The sequence below is a fragment of the Actinokineospora sp. UTMC 2448 genome (assembly GCF_024760565.1).
In the GTDB taxonomy this organism is placed as follows: Bacteria; Actinomycetota; Actinomycetes; order Mycobacteriales; family Pseudonocardiaceae; genus Actinokineospora; species Actinokineospora fastidiosa.
Genome location: NZ_CP031087.1, coordinates 5,407,244 through 5,425,583, shown reverse-complemented (window position 1 = coordinate 5,425,583; position 18,340 = coordinate 5,407,244). Strand labels below are relative to the sequence as shown.

Below are 18,340 nucleotides of genomic sequence, written 5' to 3'. Positions count from 1 at the left end.
CCTACTCCAACCCCAGGACGAGCACCGCGTCGCCCTGGCCTGCCCGGTGCACGGCCAGGTCGGCCTCCGGGCGGGTCAGCCGCAGGTGCTCGGCCAGCGCGTCCGCCAGCGTGTCCGGCGCGGACGCGCCCAGCAGCGCGGTGACGAGTTCCCCGCCCGCCGCCAGCATCCGGTCCACCACGCCCACCGCCGCGCGGGAGACCGCGTCGGGGGTCGCCGGGCCGGGCTCGATGAGCACGACCTCGCCGTCGGCAAAGCCCAGCACGTCCCCTTGCGCGCACGGCCCGATCCAGGTGATCGCGTCCGCGTCGGCCACCACGACCTCGCCGCGCCGGGTCGCCGCCGCGGCCTCGGCCATCGCCACGACGTCGTCCCCGGCGCGCCGCCTCGGGTCGTGCACCGCCAGGGCGGCCAGCGCCTGCACCGGGGACGCGCACGGCACCACGACCACGTCCTGCCCGGCGGCCACCGCCCGCGCCGCCGCCTCGTCGGCCGTCGCCGTCAGGTCGGGATGACCGGGCAGCACGGTCACGTGCGCCGCGCCCGTGCCGGTGATGACCTGCAACAACTCGTACGGCGTCGGCGGCAGGCCGTCGTCGACGCGCAGCACCGCCACCCCCTCGGCGAGGAACAGGTCCGCCAGGTCGTCCCCGCGCACGGGCGCCACCACCGCCCGCTCCCGGACGTACCGCGCCGGGCCGTCGGGGACCGCGTCGGCGAAGCGCGCGACCCGGATGCGCCTCGGCCTGCCCGCGTCGATCCCCGCCTCGATGGCCCCGCCGATGTCGTTGCAGTGCACGTGGACGGTCCACAGCCCGTCCCCGTCCCCGGCCACCGACACCGAGTCGCCCAGGTCCTCCAGCGCGCGCCGCAGCCGGTCCGCGCTCTCGGCCGACGCGTCCTCCAGCAGGTACATCACCTCGTACCCGTACAGCTCCGACCCGCCCTCCCTGGCGGCGACGACCGCGGTGTCCGGCGGCCGGGGCACGCCGTCGACGCGCGCCGCCGTCGTGCTCACCGGCTCCCCGGCGATCACCGCGACCAACGCGTCGAGCAGCACGACCACGCCGCGCCCGCCCGCGTCGACGACCCCGGCCTCGGCCAGGACGGGCAGCTGCGCGGGCGTCTCGTCCAGCGCGGCCGCCGCGGCCCGCGCCGCGTTCAGCGCCACGTCGTGCAGCGAGTCGCCCGACCCGCGCGCCGCTGCCGCCAGCACGGTCAGCATCGTCCCCGGGGCGGGCTCGGACACCGCCGCGCGGGCGCGCCGGGACCCCTGGGCCAGCGCCGCCGCGAGCACCCCCGCGTCCACCACCGGGGCCGACCACGCCGCCTCGGCCATCCCGCGCAGCAACTGCGAGGCGATGACCCCGGAATTGCCGCGCGCGCCGGTCACCGCGCCCTTGGCCAGCACGGTCAGCGCCGCGCCCGCGGTCGAGCGGTCCGCAGACGGGGCGCGCAGCAGGGCCTCCAGGGCCGCGCGCAGGGTGTGCAGGAGGTTCGAGCCCGTGTCACCATCGGCGACCGGGAAGACGTTGATGCGGTCGATCAGCGCCCGGTGCGCGTCCAGCGACTCCACGCAGGCCGCCGCCCACCGGCGCACCTCGCCCGCGTCCAGCGCCTCCAGCACCGCCGACTCCCTTCCGTCCGGGGCAGACTAGCCCCGGTTTGGAGTCGGGAATATCGACCGGCTACCCTGGGACGACCGCTCGGGCCACGCCCGAGCCTGTGTACTGCAACCTTGAAGGAGTGTCTGACGTGGCTGCCGTGTGCGACGTCTGTGGCAAGGGGCCAGGCTTCGGCAAGTCGGTCTCGCACTCCCACCGGCGCACCAACCGCCGGTGGAACCCGAACATCCAGACCGTCCACGCCAAGCTGGGCATCTCCCAGCGGAAGCGGATGAACGTGTGCACCTCGTGCATCAAGGCGGGCAAGGTCGTCCGGGGCTGAACCCAGACTTTCAGGCGGCGCCGGTGACTCAGGTCACCGGCGCCGTTTTCGTCGTGTCCACCGCGCGCAGCGCCAGCAGCGCGGCCACGCCCGCGGCGAGGGTGGCGATCCCGGCGAGCACGAACGTCTGACGCGGGCCCATCAGCGCCACGACGGCCCCGCCCAGCACGGTCCCCAGCACATTCGCGCCCACCAGCACCGCGCCCGCGGCCGCGAACGCGCGCCCGCGCAGGTGTTCCGGGCTGCGCGCCCGCACGATGCCCTGGTTGGTGACGCTCTGCACGCCGTTGGCCGCCCCGCCGACGATGTACCCGAGCGCCGCCAGCGCGGTGAACGGCAGCGCGGCGGGGATCAGCATTCCGACGCCCATCACCGCGCAGGCCGTGCCGAGGCCCAGCAGCAGCGCGCGCTGGCTGGTCAGCCGCACGGCGACCCGCGCGCCCGTCAGCACGCCGAGCATCCAGCAGGCGTGCAGCAGGCCCAGGGTGGCCGCGCCGCCGCCGAGCACCCCGGTCACGTAGAACACGGTGGCCACGTCGGCGAACATCACCCCGACGCACGCCACCGCCAGGCAGACCGTCGCGACGCGCAGCACCGGGTCGGCGGCCAGCAGGCGCAGGCCAGCCGTGGCCGCGTCGCGCCCGGTTTGCCGCTCCCGCCCGCGCGGATCGCGCTCGGTGCGGACGAACGACAGCAGCGCCGCCTGCGCCAGATAGGTCCCCGCGTCGACGAGCAGCGCGTCGCGCGTGCCCAGCGCGGCGACCAGCAGGCCGCCCGCCGCCGACCCGGCCAGCATGCCCGTGCCGCGCCCGAAGGCCAGCCAGGAGTAGCCGCGCGCGGAGCGGTCCTCGCCGCAGATCGCCGGGATCAGCGCCGCGGCCGCCGGGTTCACCACGGCGGTGCCGCAGCCGAGCACCACCAGCGTGACCAGGATGAGCGGCAGGCTGTGCAGCACGGTCGTGACGACGATGACCGCGCCCGCCTGCAGCAGCTGGCCCGCGATCATCAGCCTGCGGTTCGGCAGCCGGTCCACCAGCAGGCCCGCCAGCGGCGCGGCCAGCGACACCGGCACGAACTCCGCGATCAGCACGCCCACGACGGCGTAGCTGCCGAAGTCCTTGACGTGCAACAGGAGGACGATCAGGGTGACCGCGGTCCCGAACAGCGACACCGCGGCGCCGCTCGCCACGAGCGCCAGATCCCGAGTCCCCCGCACCCCTGCCAACCTAGCGCCCGGGAACCCCCGTGGGAGCGGGATTCACTCGCACAGCCGCAGTCAGGGCAGTTTCCAATCCACCGGCTCGGCGCCCTGCTCCACCAGCAGCGCGTTGGCGCGGCTGAACGGCCGCGAGCCGAAGAAGCCGGAGCTGGCCGACAGCGGGCTCGGGTGCGCGGACTCGATGACCGGCACCGAGCCCAGCATCGGCCGCAGGTTGCGGGCGTTGCGGCCCCAGAGGATCGCCACCAGCGGCCCGCCGCGCTCGGCGAGGGCGCGGATCGCCTGCTCGGTCACCTGCTCCCAGCCCTTGCCCTGGTGGGAGTTCGCCTTGTGCGGCTCGACGGTCAGCGCCCGGTTGAGCAGCAGCACGCCGTTGTCGGCCCACGGCGTCAGATCGCCGCTCGACGGGGTCGGGTGGCCCAGATCGGCGCAGTACTCCTTGTAGATGTTGACGAGGCTCTTCGGCGGGGCGACCCCGGGCGCCACCGAGAAGGACAGCCCGACGGCGTGGCCCGGCGTCGGATACGGGTCCTGGCCGACGATCAGGACCCGCACCGCGTCGAACGGCTGCTGGAACGCGCGCAGCACGTGCTCGCCCGCGGGCAGGTACCGCCGCCCGGCCGCGATCTCCTCGCGCAGGAACCGCCCCATGGCGGCGATCTGGTCCTCGACCGGCTGCAGCGCCTTGGCCCACCCGGCCTCGACGATCTCGCTCAACGGCTTCGTCACGCCGGAGAACCCTACTCAGCCCGGCCACCTCGGCCCCGGCAGGGAGACCCCGATATGCCGCTGGACGTTCGCGGCCGTCATCGCCTCGGCTGATCCGATCCGTTCACCGGCGCCGAACCCGAGGGCGTCGGTGTCAGGTCGCCGAGGGCGCGGACTGGCACGGGCTGTCCGCCTTGATGACCTTGCCGAGGTGGATCGAGAGCGGCGCGTCGGCGTAGTGGCCGAACGCGGGGATGTCGACGTAACCCGCGCTGCGGTAGAGGGCGACGGCCTCCGGCTGCTTCGAACCGGTCTCCAGGATCAGCCGCTCGTGGCCGGCGGCGAGCGCGGTGGCCTCCAACTCGGCGAGCATGCGCCGGGCGTACCCGCGGCCGCGGGCCTTCCCGGTGACGTACATCCGCTTGATCTCGGCGTCGGTCCCGTGGCTGCGCCAGCCGCCCGTGGCGACCGGGACGCCGTCCTCGTAGCCGACCAGGAACAGGCCCAGCGGCGGGGCGAACTCCGCGGGGTCGACGGGGGACTCGTCCGGTCCGCCGTAGCGGACCACGTACTCCTGCTGGACCTCGGCGATCAACGCCTGCGAGTCGGCGTGGTCGTAGGCTCGGATCTCCATGCGCACGAGCCCATTCTCCCAGGTCCGGGGTCAGCGCCAGTGCTGCCAGCCCGGGTCGCCGGTGTAGGCCTTGCCGTCGATGGTGACGCCTGCGCCCCGGGTCACCGAGCCGATCACCCGGAACTCCGGCGGCACCGAGGACGCCGACGGGAACGTCGCGGCCAGGGCGTGGTCCTCCCCGCCGGTCAGCACCCAGTGCCGGGCGTCGGCGCCGAGCGCGGAGGCGACCTCGATCAGCCGCTGGTCCACCGGGATCAGCCCGCCCACCAGATCGATGGCCACAGTGGAGGCCTCGGCGATGTGCGCGAGGTCGGCGAGCAGGCCGTCGGACACGTCGATCATCGACGTCGCGCCCGCGAGCGCGGCCGAGGGACCCGCGGCGTACGGCGGCGCGGGCACGCGGTGCGCGCCGACCACCGTCACCGGGGACCGGAATCCCCGCCCCAGCACGGCCAAACCGGCCGCGCTCCAGCCGAGTTTGCCCGCCACCGCGACGACGTCCCCGGGCATCGCGCCGGATCGGGTGACCGGGGCTCTCCCGTCCAGCGAGCCTAAAGCGGTGACCGATATCACAAACGTGTCCGAACGGGCCATATCGCCGCCCACGACGCCCACGCGGGCGCGCGCGGCCTCGGCGGCCAGCCCGGCGGACAGTTCGTCGACGACGGACGCGGGCGTGGTGGACGGGCAGGCCAGGCCGACCAGCAGGCCCGTCGGCGTCGCGCCCATGGCCGCGATGTCGGCGAGGTTCACCGCTGCGGCCTTGCTTCCCACCTGCGTGGGAGGGGACCAGTCGAAGCGGAAGTGGACGCCCTCGACGAGCACGTCGGTGCAGGCGACCACGCGCCCGTCGGGCGCGGCGAGCACGGCGGCGTCGTCACCCGGGCCCAGCAGCGTCGCCGCGCCCTTGGGGCGGCCGCCGGTGATGCGCCGGATCAGGGCGAACTCGCCCACGTCGGCCACCGTCTCCTCGACATCGCCCACATGGTCCTCCAATTGTCGGAATCCCCACTAAACGCGGCGAGTGGGGTACGTTTCACGACACGTTCCTACCCGTTGACGACTACAAGCCGCGAAGGGGCGCGCCGTGGTCCATGCATACATCCTGATCCAAACCGAGGTCGGCAAGGCCGCCGCCGTGGCCGCCGAGATCTCCGGCATCCCCGGCGTGACCACCGCGGAGGACGTCACCGGTCCCTACGACGTGATCGTGCGCGCCGAGGCCGACAACGTCGACCTGCTGGGCCAGCTCGTCGTGGCCCGCATCCAGGCTGTGGAGGGCATCACTCGGACGCTCACCTGCCCGGTGGTCCACCTGTAGCCCGTGGTCTAGTTAAGGGGTGACCGAGCCCCGCACCGCACCGCCGCGCGCCGCGGTCGTCGCGGCCGCCGTCCTGGTGGGACTGCTCGCCGTGGGCGTCATCGTGGCGAGCCGGTTCGCGCCCGACGCCGACCAGCCGATGGCCCAGACCGGGCCGCTGGGCCTGGTCCCGGTGGACGCGCCGCAGTCGACGTCGCCGGACTGCGCCGACCTGCTGGCCGCGCTGCCCGCCGAGGTGCCGAGCAACGGCGGCGTCCTGGCCGCCCTGCCGCTGGCCGACCCCGCGCCCGCGGGCGCCAAGGCGTGGGGCGAGCGCCTCGATCCGGTGGTCCTGCGCTGCGGGCTGCGCAAACCGCCCGAGCTGACGCCGACCTCGGCGCTGCAGGAGGTCTCCGGCGTCAAGTGGCTGCCGGTGCGCGGCGACCTGTCCACCACGTGGTTCATCGTCGACCGGCCGGTGTACGTCGCGCTGACCATGCCCGACAGCGCGGGCAGCGGTCCACTTCAGACGATCTCGACCATCGTGGGGACGGAGCTGGCCGCGCAGCCGGTCGACCCCTAGCCGGGGAATGTCGCCCTCGGCCGACATAATTCGGCGCGACGGGAGGGACGTGATGGTCGCGCTGGACGAGCGCCTCGACAAGGTGGTGGGCAAGAAGTCGGCCGACGCGCTGGCCGCGGCCTTCGAGCTGCGCACCGCGGGCGACCTGCTGCGCCACTATCCGCGCCGCTACGCCGAGCGCGGGCAGCTCACCGACATCGCGGGCCTGGAGGTCGGCGAGCACGTCACGGTCATGGCGCAGGTCGTGTCCGTCAACAAGCGCCAGATGCGCACCAAGCGCGGGTCGATCGTCGAGGTCGTCATCACCGACGGCAAGCGGTCGCTGGAATGCGCGTTCTTCAACCAGCCGTGGCACATGGACCGCCTGCGCCCGGGCATGATGGCGCTGTTCGCGGGCAAGGTGACGGCCTTCCGTACCAAGCTGCAGCTCGCGAACCCCGACTATCAGCTGCTGGAGGCCGAGGACGGCAGCGGCGACATCCCGGCGGCGCAGGTGGTCGAGGAGTTCGCGGGCGGCATGATCCCGGTCTACCCGGCGACGGCGCGCATCCAGTCCTGGCAGATCGCCAAGTGCGTCGGGCAGACGCTGGACATGCTCACCGACATCGACGACCCGATGCCCGAGCCGTTGCGCGAGCGGCTGGGCCTGTCCGGCTACGAGGACGCGGTGCGCACGGTCCACCGCCCGGCCGACCAGGCCGCCCTCCAGGTCGCCAAGCACCGGCTCAAGTGGGACGAGGCGCTGGCCGTGCAGCTGGCGCTGGCCCGCCGCCGCACCGCGGCCCACGCGCGCCCCGCGCCCGAGTGCCCGGTGAAGTCCGGCGGCATCCTCGACGCCTTCGACGAGCGGCTGCCGTTCACCCTCACCGCGGGCCAGGCGGAGGTGGGCGCCGCGATCGCGGCGGACCTGGCCGAGCGGCACCCGATGAACCGCCTGCTGCAGGGCGAGGTGGGCTCGGGCAAGACCGTCGTCGCGCTGCGCGCGATGCTGCAGGTCGTCGACTCCGGCCGCCAGACCGCGCTGCTCGCCCCGACGGAGGTGCTGGCCGCCCAGCACGCCCGCTCGCTCACCGACCTGCTCGGCGACCTCGCCCAGGCCGGTCAGCTCGGCGCCGCCGACACCGCCACCCGCGTCGTGCTGCTCACCGGATCGATGGGCGCGGCCGCGCGCAAGCAGGCGCTGCTGGACATCGTCTCCGGCGAGGCCGGGATCGTCGTCGGGACGCACGCGATCATCCAGGACAAGGTGACCTTCGCCGACCTCGGCCTGCTCGTGGTGGACGAGCAGCACCGCTTCGGCGTGGAACAGCGCGACGCGCTGCGCGGGCGCGCGGGGGAGACCAGCCCGCACGTGCTCGTCATGACCGCGACCCCGATCCCGCGCACCGTCGCCATGACCGTCTACGGCGACCTGGAGGTCTCCGCGCTGCGCGAGCTGCCCGCGGGCCGCTCGCCGATCTCGACCAGCGTGGTGCCGGTGTCGGAGAAGCCCGCCTGGCTGGACCGGGCGTGGGAGCGCATCCGCGAGGAGGTCGGCAAGGGCCACCAGGCCTACGTCGTGTGCCCGCGCATCGGCGACGGCGAGTCGGCCGAGGACGTGTCCGATCCCGACGGCGACTCCGGCAAGCGCCCGCCGCTGGCGGTGTCGGACGTGGCGCCGATGCTGGCCGACGGCCCGCTGTCCGGGCTGAGCGTGGGCATCCTGCACGGCAGGCTGCCCGCCGACGAGAAGGACGCGGTGATGCGCGCGTTCGCCGCCGGGGAGATCGACGTGCTGGTGGCGACCACCGTCGTCGAGGTCGGCGTCAACGTGCCCAACGCGACGGTCATGGCGATCATGGACGCCGACCGGTTCGGCGTGTCGCAGCTGCACCAGCTGCGCGGCCGGGTGGGCCGGGGCTCGGCGCCGGGATTGTGCCTTCTGGTCACCGACATGCCCGCGGGCACCGCGACCCGCGAGCGGCTGGCCGCCGTCGCGTCTACTTTGGACGGATTCGAGCTGGCCCAGCTGGACCTGGAGATGCGCCGCGAGGGCGACATCCTGGGCGCCAGCCAGTCCGGGGCGAAGTCCGCGCTGAAGATGCTCTCCCTGCTGCAGGACGCCGACATCATCGAGGAGGCGCGCACGGTCGCGCAGGCGCTGGTGTCGGCCGACCCGGCGCTTTCGGAGTTCCCCGGCCTGGCGGCGATGGCCGGGCAGCTGGTCGCCGACGATCGCGCGGAGTACCTGGAGAAGGCCTGACGCCGCTCGGATGGGCGACACCCCCGGCATCAGCGGGTGAATGCCCTTGGCGCGCCGCCACCGGGTGCGGAAAGGTCCGGTGGGGGAGGGTGATCGCATGCGGCGGTTCTGGGTGGCTCTGCTGACGTCCGCGCTGGCCCTGGTCGCGCCCGCGGCCGCGGCGGACGAGCGCATCGTCGGCGGCGAGGAGGTCCCGATCGAGGACGTCCCGTGGACGGTGAGCCTCCAGTCCGACGGCGAGCACCGCTGCGGCGCCGTGATCGTCACCGAGACGGCGGTCCTGACGGCCGCGCACTGCACGATCGATGTGCGCCCCGCGCAGTTGACGGTGCGCGCGGGCAGTTCCCTGCACGCCGAGGGCGGCCACGTGCTCGCCGTCGCCGAGGTCGCCGAACACCCGCGCTACGACGTGGAGGCCAACGACTTCGACGTGGCGATCGTCCGCCTGTCCGAGCCGCTGCCGCTGGGCACGGCGGGGGTCGAGGCCGTCGAGGTCGCCACGCAGACCCCGTCCCCGATGACCCCCGCGCTGGTGGTGGGCTGGGGCGCCATCTCCGAGTTCGGCGACTCCCCCGACCACCTCCGCGGCGTCGAGGTCCCGATCGTCGACGAGGCCACCTGCCAGGACTCCTACGGCGAGGAGGCCATCTCCAGCCGAATGCTGTGCGCGGGCCTCCCCGAGGGCGGCAAGGACTCCTGCCAGGGCGACTCCGGCGGCCCACTGACCGCCCATGCGACCCTGGTCGGCCTGGTGTCGTGGGGCCACGGCTGCGCGCGGCCCCGGTTCTACGGCATCTACACCAACATCGCCCACCCCGGAATCCGCGCCTGGATCACGGAGGAGACCGGCGTCTGATCCGGTGGGCACCGGGTGGACTTGCCACCGACCACGGTCGATGTGAGGCCCGCGGCCACATTCCTGCTCGGCGCCGCACAGTCGCCGTCGTCCTGACCGGCCACCTCGCCTGCACTGCCCGACCTCACCCTGCGCCGATGCCCCCGCTTATCCACGCCCTACGCGCGATGATGGCAACCATCCACACCGAACCCCATCCGCGGGCTCCCCGCCCCGGCCACCCGTACGGCGACCACGAGTGCGTCCCGTCGCCGCCCGGCAGGGGGCTAGCGAGAACGAGGCCCACACCAACCACTTCATGGTGTCCGACGCCCGCGGCAGCCCTGTGCGGTGGCTGCTTGTCCGCCGCAGCGCCTGCCCTGGCCGCCGTGTGACAACCGGCCCGCCGCCCTCGTTCGACCGTCGCCGCCCACTGTCGTCCCCCGCACCATCAGCCCGGAACAGCGCGGGCGGGCCGTGGGTGTGCCCACGGCCCGCCCCTCCGCGGTGGGTCAGCGGTTGGCCGGCGCGGGTGTGCCGTTGCGGTTCTGGTCGTTCCTCTTGGCGGGCTTCGGTGTCGCCTGCTCCGGGGTGAAGTGGCGCTTCGCCTCCTCCAGCAGCGAGAACGCGCTGGTCACCTGGGCCGACACGCGCTCGTGGAAGTCGGTGGCGGCGGTGTGGCGTTCGGTCGCCTCGGCGAGTTTGGCGTCGGCCTCGGCGGTGACGCGGCTGGCGTAGGCGTCGGCCTCGGCGCGCTTGTCGGCGATTTCGGCGTCGGCCTCGGCGCGGGCGAGTGCGATGGCCTTCTCGGTTTCGGCCTTCTGCTTCTCCGCGTCGGCGACCAGGGCGGCGGCCTTCTGGTCGGCGTCGGCCAACTGCGCGGTGATTTGCTCGTCGGTCGTCTTTCGTAGTTCCGCGAGCATTTCCTCGGTGTCGGCCTTCTGCTTTCGCGCGTCCGCGACCAAAGCCGCCGCCTTCTGGTCGGCGTCGGCCAGTTGGGCGCTGATGCGCGCGTCCGCGTCCGACTGGCGCGCGGCGATGTCGGCGTCGACCTCGGCGATGCGGGCGGCCAGGGACTCCTCCGCGGCGGCGCGGGTCGCGGCGATCTCCGCTGCCGACGCGGCCTCCGCCTCGGTGCGGCGCTGCTCGGACTCCAGCTCCAGCCGGGTGCGCAGCTCCTCGGCCTCGCTGTTCAGGCGGTTGCGCAGCTCGGTGGCCTCGTCGTCGAGGCGCTTGCGCTCGGCGGCGGCGTCGGCGTCGAGCTGGGCGATGCGCGCCTCGTTCGCCTTGGTGTGGGCCTCGATCTCGGCGCGCGAGTCGGCCATCAGCTTGGTGTGCTCGGCCGTCAGCGTGGCGCGCATCTGCTCGTACTCGGCGTCGAGCTGCTCGTGGTTGCGCTTGTAGTCGGCCTCCAGCTGGGCGCGGCGCTGCTCCAGCTCGGCCAGCATGCGCTCGTGGCGCGCGCGCAGCTCGGCCGCGTCCTTCTCGGCGGCGGCGCGCATCGCGGCGGCCTGCTCGTCGGCCTTCTTCAGCGCGTTGGCCGCGTACGCCTCGGCGCTGCGGCCGGTCTCGGCGGCCTGCTCCTCGGCGGTGGTCCGGATGCGGGTCGCGGCCGCCTCGGCCTCCTGCCGGTGCGCGGCGCCCCACGCCTCGGCCTCGGCGCGGGTGTTGGCGCCGTACTCGTCGGCCTGGCGCTTGAACTCGGCGATCTCCTCCTCGGCCAGCTGCATCATCAGCCGGACCCGCTCGGTCATGCCCTCCGTGCTGTTGGGGTTGGCCGAGATGCGGTTGAGCCGGGTGGTGGTCTCCAGCAGCTGCTGCTGGAGCGAGCCGAGGGATTTGGTCAGTTCGGCGACCTTCGCCGCGGCGTCGTCGCGGTCTTTCGTCGCGTGCCGAAGGTCGTACGTCAAACGAGTGACCCGCTCGTTCACCTGACGGGGGTTATACCCCCGGAGAACGGTGTCGAAGTGCGGAAGACGATCAGGGGATTCGACGTCATCAGAGGGCATTGGCTCACCATAGTGGGTCACCTGGAGTAGTTAATCCGACGTCACGGTTAATTTCTGCCGGTAATATCGATCTTGCCCACAACTGAGGGCGTGTCGAGTTCCGGGCCGGCAACTGGGGATGATTGCCGCCATCCTCGGGCGCGTCCTAGACAGGGATCATGGCCAAACCCCTGCACCGCCTGTCCGTGCTCGCGGCAGGCGTCCTCACTTTCTCGGCCGTGCTCGCCCAGCCCGGTCACGCCGCCCCGACCGGCGACTACATCGTCGTGCTCAAGCCGGGAACCGTGTCGGCGCAGAGCCACGGCGGTGTCGTCCACCACCGCTTCGCCGTCCTCAACGGCTTCGCCGCCGAACTGACCGCGCGACAACTCCGCGCGTATGCCGCCGATGCGGCGGTGGACTACGTCGTGGCCGACACCCCGGTGCGCGCCTACGGCGAGCAGTCCAACCCGCCGTGGGGGCTCGACCGCATCGACCAGCGCAGGCTGCCGCTAGACGGGCGCTACCGCTGGAACACCGACGCGAGCGCCGTCACCGCCTACGTCCTCGACACCGGCGTCCGCGCCACCCACGCCGAGTTCGGCGGCCGGGTGAGCGGCGGCTACGACTTCGTCGACAACGACACCGACCCCAACGACGGCAACGGCCACGGCACCTTCGTGGCGGGCCTCGTCGGCGCGAGGACGTACGGCGTGGCGAAGGGCGTCAAGATCGTCCCGGTCCGCGTCCTCAACGACTCCGGCTCCGGCTCGATCTCCACGGTCATCGCGGGCATCGACTGGATCACGCGCAACGCCTCCGGCCCGTCGGTGGTCAACGTCAGCCTGGGCGGCCCGGCCAACCAGGCCCTCGACGACGCCGTCCGCCGCTCGATCGCCGCGGGCATCACGTACTCGGTCACGTCGGGCTCCTCCCGCCAGCCCGCCGCGAACTTCTCCCCTGCCCGCGTCACCGAGGCCATCACCAGCGCCGCCATCGGCCGCGACGACTGCGTTGCCCCCCAGGGCAACTACGGTTCCGCGATCGACCTGTACGCCCCCGGCCTCTCGATTCCCGGCCCGTGGCACACGTCCGACACGGCGACGACGACGATCTCCGGCTCCTCGCTGGCGACGGCGCACACCACGGGTGGCGCGGCCCTGGTCCTCGGCCTGTTCCCGGACGCCACCCCCGCCCAGGTCCAGGCGGCCCTGGTCCGCAACGCCAGCCCCGGCGTCTGCAACCTGCCCGCGGAGTCCCCGAACAAGATCCTCTACACCGGCCCGTTCTGGAGGTGACCACCCCCCGGACCACCGTGCCGTTGATCCACTCTGTGGTGACCGGCACACGAGTCCAAATGGGTGACGGAACTGGTCAAGCCTGGAAAGGCTTGCCAAGATGCGGCGTGCGTCCGGTAGTCGGACGCGCGTCGCATACCGGAGGGACCGCTGTGCCCCAAGGTCCTGGCCGATTAGCCGCGTGCCTGGCCTCCGCCGCTCTCGCCATCCCCACCGCCCTCGCGGGCCCCGCCGCCGCGGTTATCCACAGCCCGCCCGCGAGCCCTATTGACAAGATCCAACCGCCGGTACCCTGGAAGGAAAGGGCGGTTAGACCCCCGGTCGGGGCGGGGTCTGTCGGGGCGGGGTCTGTCGGGGCGGGGTCTGTCGGGGCGGGGTCTGTCGACGTTGGGGGCAGTGGGGCGCGGGCTGGTGGTGCGCGGAGTGGTGGGGTTCGGGTTGATGGGGCGCTGACTGGTGAGGCGCAGGCCGGTGGGGCGTGGGGTGGTGGGTCGCGGGGCGGCGGCATGCAGGTCAGTGGGGTGCGGGTCGCCGTGTCCGGTGGAGCGCAGGTCGGTGGGGCGCAGGTTGGTGGCGCTCAGGCCGGTGGAGCGCCGGTTAGTGGGAAGCGGACTGGCGGCGCGCAGGGTGGCGCGGCGCGGGATGGTGGCGCGCGGACCGGTGAGTCGCAGGCCGGTGAAGCGCAGGGTGGTGCCGCGCAAGCTGGCGGTGCGCGGGCTGGTGAGGTGCAGATCGGTGCCGCGCAGGCTGGCGCCGCGCAGGTTGGCAGTGCGCAGGATGGCCCCGCGCAGGCTGGTGAGGCTCGGGCTGGTGAGGTGCAGACTGGTGCCGCGCAGGTTGGCACCGCACAGGCTGGCGCGGCGCAGGTTGGCGCGGCGCAGGTTGGCGCGGCGCAGGTTGGCGCGGCGCAGGTTGGCGCGGCGCAGGTTGGCGCGGCGCAGGTTGGCGCGGCGCAGGTTGGCGCGGCGCAGGTTGGCGCGGCGCAGGCTGGCCCGCCGCAACCTGGTGGCACTCGGGCTGGTGAGGTGCAGATCGGTGCTGCGCAGGTGAGCGTGGTGCAGGCCGCGGCCGCGCCGGGTGGCGCCGGGCAGGGTGGCGCCGGGCGGGTAGGTGCGGTGGAGGGTGTGCGGGTGGCGGCGGCGTTGGGGGAGTTATGGGCGGCTTACCGGCGTGGCGATCGGGAGTTGGCGAAGGTGGCGGCTCGGGTTGATCAGGTTGTGCGGGTGGAGTTGGGGGAGCGGGGGGAGGCTGTTCGGGCGGCTGTGCGGTTGGTGGTGGGGCCGCCGGGGCGGGCTTGGGGGGCTCGGTTGGCGCTTATGGGGGTTGAGGTGCCGGAAGGGCAGGGTGCGTTTGTCAGGGCGGCGGTGCTGGCCTATGACTCCGCTTATGCAGTCTCGCCCAGTACGGTGTCGAGCACTTTCGGTCACCATGGCGATCACATCCCCGATCGGATGGCCGATGGGGATCCCGGCACCTATTACTGGAGCGCGGGGCCTGCCGTGAAAGGCGCGGCCGTTGTGGTGGATCTCGGGCGGGTTCGGCGGGTGCACGGGGTGCGGCTCGCGCTCGGGAAGTCGGATCGGCCGAATGACTATCTGCATCGCGGGGTTCTGGAGTTCTCCGTCGACGGACGCCACTGGTACACCGTCGCCCGGCTTGACGGGCCGCTGCATGAGGTTCGGGTGCGTGCCGACATCCGGTACCTGCGGCTGCGGTCGACCGCCGATCAGGCGCAGTGGCTCGTCGTGCGGGATTTGAGCGTTATCGGGTGTCCGGTCGGCAAGGCGGCCGACGGGGACCCGGCTACCGTGTTCACTGTCACAGCCGCCCCCGTCGAGCTCCCGCTGACCCCCGGGCCGACGGCGTCGGCGATCGTGGTGCGGGCGGGGGCCGACACCGAGCGCGGGGGGAAGGTTCAGGTGAGAATGGGGGGCGGCTGGCGCACGGTGGGCGCGCTGGCCGGGCCGTACACCGAGTTGCCGCTGCCCCGAGGGCGGGCGACGCGGGTGCGGATCGTGCCCGGTGCGACCCCCCTGGGGGTGCACGAGGTCACCGTCCGTCCGGCAGGCTGAGCGGGAACAGCCTCACCGGGGTGTCAACCGCTGTGTGAGGTCGTGCCCGTCACGTGGGACGATCCTCCCGATGGGCGGGACAATCGCGGTAACCTCCTCCGACCGAACCCCTAGGGAGCTGGAGGTAGTCGGGCATGTTCCGCAAGGTGCTCGTCGCCAACCGCGGTGAGATCGCCATCCGGGCGTTCCGGGCCGGGTACGAACTCGGGGCCGGGACCGTGGCGGTCTTCCCCCATGAGGACCGCAACTCGCCGCATCGGATGAAGGCCGACGAGGCGTACCTGATCGGCGAGCCCGGCCATCCCGTGCGCGCCTACCTGTCCGTCGAGGCGATCATCGACGCCGCCAAGAAGGCCGGGGCCGACGCCGTCTACCCCGGTTACGGCTTCCTCTCCGAGAACCCCGACCTCGCGCGCGCGTGCGCCAACGCCGGGATCACCTTCGTCGGCCCCGACGCCGACGTGCTGGAGCTGACCGGCAACAAGGCGCGGGCCATCGCCGCCGCGCGCGAGGCCGGGCTGCCGGTGCTGCGCTCGTCGGAGCCGTCCACCGACGTCGACGCGCTGCTGACCAAGGCCGAGGAGATCGGCTTCCCGGTCTTCGTCAAGGCCGTCGCGGGCGGCGGCGGCCGGGGCATGCGCCGGGTCGAGGACCCCAAGGCGCTGCGCGAGTCGCTGGAGGCGGCGATGCGCGAGGCCGAGTCGGCCTTCGGCGACGCCACCGTGTTCCTGGAGCAGGCCGTGGTCGACCCGCGGCACATCGAGGTGCAGATCCTCGCCGACGGCGAGGGCAACGTGATCCACCTCTACGAGCGCGACTGCTCGATGCAGCGCCGCCACCAGAAGGTCATCGAGATCGCGCCCGCGCCCAACCTGGCCCCGGAGCTGCGCGACCGCATCTGCGCCGACGCGGTGAGGTTCGCCAGGCACATCGGCTACAAGAACGCGGGCACCGTCGAGTTCCTGCTCGACACCCGCGGCGAGCACGTGTTCATCGAGATGAACCCGCGCATCCAGGTCGAGCACACGGTGACCGAGGAGGTCACCGACATCGACCTCGTGCAGTCGCAGCTGCGCATCGCCTCCGGCGAGACGCTGGCCGACCTCGGGCTGTCCCAGGACGTCGTCTACCTGCGCGGCGCTGCGCTGCAGTGCCGCATCACCACCGAGGACCCGGCCAACGGCTTCCGCCCGGACACCGGCAAGATCTCCGCCTACCGCTCCCCGGGCGGCGGCGGCATCCGGCTCGACGGCGGCACCGCCGTCGGCGCCGAGGTCAGCGCCCACTTCGACTCCATGCTGGTCAAGCTCACCTGCCGCGGCCGCGACTTCGGCGCCGCGGTGCGCAGGGCCAAGCGGGCCATCGCCGAGTTCCGCATCCGCGGCGTGGCGACCAACATCCCGTTCCTGCAGGCCGTGCTGGACGACGACGACTTCCAGGCAGGCCGGGTCACCACGGCGTTCATCGAGCAGCGCCCGCACCTGCTGACCGCCCGGCACTCCGCCGACCGGGGCACCCGCCTGCTGACCTACCTGGCCGACGTGACGGTCAACCGCCCGCACGGCGAGCGGCCCAAGGTGATCGACCCCCGGGAGAAGTTGCCCGCCGTCGACCTGTCTGCGGACCCGCCCGCGGGCTCCAAGCAGCGGCTGGTCGAGCTGGGCCCGGAGGGCTTCGCCCGCTGGCTGCGCGAGTCGCGGGCCGTCGGGGTCACCGACACGACCTTCCGCGACGCGCACCAGTCGCTGCTGGCGACCCGGGTGCGGACCCGCGACCTGCTGGCCGTCGCGCCCTACGTGGCGCGGTCGATGCCCGAGCTGCTGTCGCTGGAGTGCTGGGGCGGGGCGACCTACGACGTGGCGCTGCGGTTCCTCGCCGAGGACCCGTGGGAGCGGCTGGCCGCGCTGCGCGAGGCCGTGCCGAACCTGTGCCTGCAGATGCTGCTGCGCGGGCGCAACACCGTCGGCTACACCCCGTACCCGACCGAGGTGACCTCCGCGTTCGTCGAGGAGGCCACCAGGACCGGCATCGACATCTTCCGCATCTTCGACGCGCTCAACGACGTCGAGCAGATGCGGCCCGCGATCGAGGCCGTGCGCGAGACCGGGACCGCGGTCGCCGAGGTGGCCCTGTGCTACACCGCCGACCTGTCCGACCCGGCCGAGCAGCTGTACACACTGGACTACTACCTCAAGCTCGCCGAGCAGATCGTGGGCGCGGGCGCGCACGTGCTGGCCGTCAAGGACATGGCGGGCCTGCTGCGCCCGCCCGCCGCCGCCCGGCTGATCACCGCGCTGCGCAAGGAGTTCGACCTGCCGGTGCACCTGCACACCCACGACACCGCGGGCGGGCAGCTGGCGACCTACCTGGCGGCCATCCAGTCCGGTGTGGACGCCGTGGACGGCGCGGTGGCGTCGATGTCGGGCACGACGTCGCAGCCGTCGCTGTCGGCGATCGTGGCCGCCACCGACCACAGCGACCGGGAGACCGGGCTGTCGCTGCAGGCCGTGGGCGACATGGAGCCGTACTGGGAGATCGTGCGGAAGGTCTACAAGCCGTTCGAGGCAGGCCTGCCCTCGCCGACCGGGCGGGTGTACCACCACGAGATCCCCGGCGGCCAGCTGTCGAACCTGCGCACCCAGGCGGTCGCGCTCGGGCTGGGCGACCGGTTCGAGGAGATCGAGACCATGTACGCCGCCGCCGACCGCATGCTCGGCAGGCTGGTGAAGGTGACGCCGTCGTCGAAGGTCGTCGGCGACCTGGCCCTGCACCTCGTCGGCGCGGGCGTGGACCCCAAGGAGTTCGAGAACGAGCCCGGCCGCTTCGACATCCCGGCCTCCGTCGTCGGCTTCCTGCACGGCGAGCTCGGCGACCCGGCCGGGGGCTGGCCCGAGCCGTTCCGCACCAAGGCGCTGGCCGGGCGGCCCGCGCCCAAGGGCATGGTCGCGCTGACCGACGAGGACCGCGCGGGCCTTGCCGAGAACCGGCGCGCGACGCTGAACCGGCTGCTGTTCGCCGGGCCGACCAAGGAGTTCCTGGCCCATCGCGAGCAGTTCGGCGACACCAGCGTGCTGGCCAGCAAGGACTTCTTCTACGGGCTGGAGCACGGCAAGGAGTACGCCGTCCCGCTCGACCGGGGCGTCACGCTGCTGATCGAGATCGAGGCGGTGTCGGACCCGGACGAGCGCGGCATGCGCACGGTCATGGCGAAGCTGAACGGGCAGCTGCGGCCCGTGCAGGTGCGCGACCGGTCCGTGGCGTCGAACGCCCCCGCCGCCGAGAAGGCCGACCGCGGCAACGCCAACCACGTCGCCGCGCCGTTCGCGGGCGTGGTCACGCTGTCGGTCGCCGAGGGCGACGCGGTGGAGGCGGGCGCCACCATCGCCACGATCGAGGCGATGAAGATGGAGGCCGCGATCACCTCCCCGCGCGCTGGCACGGTGTCGCGCGTGGCCATCGGCAAGGTCCAGCAGGTCGAGGGCGGCGATCTCCTGGTGGAGCTTTCGTCGTAACG

At 73.2% G+C, this 18,340-nt stretch carries 15 protein-coding genes; 8 read left to right on the top strand and 7 right to left on the bottom strand.

Features of this window, described 5'->3' with window-relative positions; all coding sequences use genetic code 11:
- Window position 1: 1 nt before the first annotated feature.
- Complete coding sequence (locus Actkin_RS24760; RefSeq protein WP_258907988.1) at window positions 2-1,624, bottom strand: fatty acid kinase ATP-binding subunit FakA; 1,623 nt, start codon at window positions 1,622-1,624, stop codon at window positions 2-4.
- Between the two features lie 131 nt (window positions 1,625-1,755).
- Between Actkin_RS24760 and rpmB the strand changes: the two genes are divergently transcribed.
- Entirely contained in the window at window positions 1,756-1,947 is a 192-nt protein-coding gene (gene rpmB / locus Actkin_RS24755; protein ID WP_189213385.1) for a 50S ribosomal protein L28, read from the top strand.
- Between the two features lie 28 nt (window positions 1,948-1,975).
- Here rpmB and Actkin_RS24750 read toward each other — a convergent pair whose 3' ends face one another.
- From Actkin_RS24750 to Actkin_RS24735, 4 genes are all read right to left on the bottom strand, one after another.
- Complete coding sequence (locus tag Actkin_RS24750; RefSeq protein WP_258904428.1) at window positions 1,976-3,163, bottom strand: MFS transporter; 1,188 nt, start codon at window positions 3,161-3,163, stop codon at window positions 1,976-1,978.
- A 60-nt stretch (window positions 3,164-3,223) separates the two neighbouring features.
- Window positions 3,224-3,895 (bottom strand): uracil-DNA glycosylase, encoded by a 672-nt coding sequence (locus Actkin_RS24745; RefSeq protein ID WP_229787521.1) that lies wholly within the window; start codon window positions 3,893-3,895, stop codon window positions 3,224-3,226.
- A 133-nt stretch (window positions 3,896-4,028) separates the two neighbouring features.
- Window positions 4,029-4,508, bottom strand: coding sequence for a GNAT family N-acetyltransferase (locus Actkin_RS24740; RefSeq protein WP_258904427.1), 480 nt, complete (start codon window positions 4,506-4,508; stop codon window positions 4,029-4,031).
- A gap of 30 nt (window positions 4,509-4,538) precedes the next feature.
- Window positions 4,539-5,492, bottom strand: a complete 954-nt coding sequence (locus Actkin_RS24735) for a thiamine-phosphate kinase (RefSeq protein WP_229787520.1) — start codon at window positions 5,490-5,492, stop codon at window positions 4,539-4,541.
- 103 nt (window positions 5,493-5,595) lie between these two features.
- On the opposite strand from Actkin_RS24735, the gene Actkin_RS24730 reads away from it, so the two are divergent.
- The 4 genes from Actkin_RS24730 to Actkin_RS24715 all read left to right on the top strand — a co-directional run bounded on the left by Actkin_RS24730 (window position 5,596) and on the right by Actkin_RS24715 (window position 9,489).
- Window positions 5,596-5,829, top strand: coding sequence for an Lrp/AsnC family transcriptional regulator (locus tag Actkin_RS24730; RefSeq protein ID WP_189213381.1), 234 nt, complete (start codon window positions 5,596-5,598; stop codon window positions 5,827-5,829).
- A 19-nt stretch (window positions 5,830-5,848) separates the two neighbouring features.
- Window positions 5,849-6,391 (top strand): DUF3515 domain-containing protein, encoded by a 543-nt coding sequence (locus tag Actkin_RS24725; protein WP_189213380.1) that lies wholly within the window; start codon window positions 5,849-5,851, stop codon window positions 6,389-6,391.
- A gap of 52 nt (window positions 6,392-6,443) precedes the next feature.
- Window positions 6,444-8,633 (top strand): ATP-dependent DNA helicase RecG, encoded by a 2,190-nt coding sequence (gene recG, locus Actkin_RS24720; RefSeq protein WP_258904426.1) that lies wholly within the window; start codon window positions 6,444-6,446, stop codon window positions 8,631-8,633.
- A gap of 97 nt (window positions 8,634-8,730) precedes the next feature.
- Entirely contained in the window at window positions 8,731-9,489 is a 759-nt protein-coding gene (locus Actkin_RS24715; protein ID WP_189213378.1) for a S1 family serine peptidase, read from the top strand.
- Between the two features lie 491 nt (window positions 9,490-9,980).
- On the opposite strand, the gene Actkin_RS24710 is transcribed toward Actkin_RS24715, so the two are convergent.
- A complete protein-coding gene (locus Actkin_RS24710; protein WP_189213377.1) occupies window positions 9,981-11,378 on the bottom strand; it encodes a coiled-coil domain-containing protein in 1,398 nt (465 codons plus the stop codon).
- Window positions 11,379-11,635: 257 nt separating this feature from the next.
- Between Actkin_RS24710 and Actkin_RS24705 the strand changes: the two genes are divergently transcribed.
- Window positions 11,636-12,754 carry a S8 family peptidase gene (locus Actkin_RS24705; protein ID WP_258904425.1) on the top strand — a complete coding sequence of 373 codons (1,119 nt, stop codon included), beginning with the start codon at window positions 11,636-11,638 and terminating at the stop codon, window positions 12,752-12,754.
- A gap of 173 nt (window positions 12,755-12,927) precedes the next feature.
- Here the strand turns inward: Actkin_RS24705 and Actkin_RS24700 are convergent, their stop codons facing one another.
- On the bottom strand, window positions 12,928-13,800 hold the full coding sequence (locus Actkin_RS24700; RefSeq protein ID WP_258907987.1) for a pentapeptide repeat-containing protein: 873 nt from the start codon (window positions 13,798-13,800) through the stop codon (window positions 12,928-12,930).
- A gap of 270 nt (window positions 13,801-14,070) precedes the next feature.
- On the opposite strand from Actkin_RS24700, the gene Actkin_RS24695 reads away from it, so the two are divergent.
- Together Actkin_RS24695 and Actkin_RS24690 are read left to right on the top strand one after the other, a co-directional pair.
- Complete coding sequence (locus tag Actkin_RS24695; protein ID WP_258904424.1) at window positions 14,071-14,826, top strand: discoidin domain-containing protein; 756 nt, start codon at window positions 14,071-14,073, stop codon at window positions 14,824-14,826.
- A 134-nt stretch (window positions 14,827-14,960) separates the two neighbouring features.
- The gene (locus Actkin_RS24690; protein ID WP_258904423.1) at window positions 14,961-18,338 is read left to right on the top strand and encodes a pyruvate carboxylase; all 3,378 of its coding nucleotides are present in this window, start codon (window positions 14,961-14,963) and stop codon (window positions 18,336-18,338) included.
- Window positions 18,339-18,340: the final 2 nt, after the last annotated feature.